This is a genomic window from Mesorhizobium sp. M7A.F.Ca.ET.027.03.2.1, assembly GCF_003999175.1.
In the GTDB taxonomy this organism is placed as follows: domain Bacteria; phylum Pseudomonadota; class Alphaproteobacteria; order Rhizobiales; family Rhizobiaceae; genus Mesorhizobium.
In genome coordinates, this window is the sequence record NZ_RZOM01001612.1 from 1 (window position 1) to 842 (window position 842).

Below are 842 nucleotides of genomic sequence, written 5' to 3' on the forward strand. Positions count from 1 at the left end.
GCCCGAGACTGTTGTGCAGGTGCTTGCGCATGGCCTGGCGGGCGGCGCGGCCATCCTGCCTTTCGATGGCGTCGACGATTGTCCTATGTTCGCTGTGTATGCGCGCGTAGTAGCTGTCCTTGAGTTCGGGCGTGACCAGATAGCCGAGCTGGAAGCGCGGGACGATCATCGGCCCGAGATAGCTTAGGAAACCGTGAATGAATTCATTTCGTGCCGCCTTGGCGATCGCCAGGTGGAAATCATAGTCGTAGTGGATCTGGACGACGGCGGGATCGGCCTGCTGGGCGTCGACCTGTTCCATCAAGGTGCGGATCGCGCTGGCTTCCGCATCGGTGCGCCGTTCCGCGCACAATCCTGCCGACTCCACCTCGACGCTCAACCTCAGCTCGAGCAGCGCAATGGTTTCCGGCAAGGTCCTGAGCGCTTCGTCCGGTATCGAGAAGTTGCGCGGCGCCGGCGTCTCGCTGACGAACATGCCGCGCCCCTGCTGCGGCACCACCAGGCCTTCGGAACGCAGTCGCGCCACAGCTTCCCGCACCACGGTGCGGCTGACATCGTACTCGGCGCAAAGCTCCGCCTCAGTCGGCAATTGCGCGCCGGGCAGCAGCTGTCCGGAACGGATCTTCTCGGACAGGCTCTCCGCCACGACGGTGGAAAGCGGCTTGCGCTTCGTCATCAGTCTCCCTCTCGCCAGATTCGGGATGATGCCCGAACCGGCAGGACCATTCAAACCGCCGCGGTGACGATCAGCTCGACCAGCATTCCGGGCTTCGCCATCCGTCCTTCGCCCGATGAGCGCGCCGGTGCGTGCTCCCCGGGCATCCAGGCGTCCCACACCGCAT

1 protein-coding gene and 1 pseudogene are annotated in these 842 nt (G+C 64.5%); both read right to left on the reverse strand.

The features are described 5' to 3' along the window. On the reverse strand, window positions 1-676 hold a 676-nt coding region (locus tag EN750_RS36795), incomplete at its 3' end, for a FadR/GntR family transcriptional regulator (protein ID WP_189526775.1). 50 nt (window positions 677-726) lie between these two features. Beyond that, window positions 727-842, reverse strand: a pseudogene (locus EN750_RS41285) (RidA family protein); the annotation flags it as partial.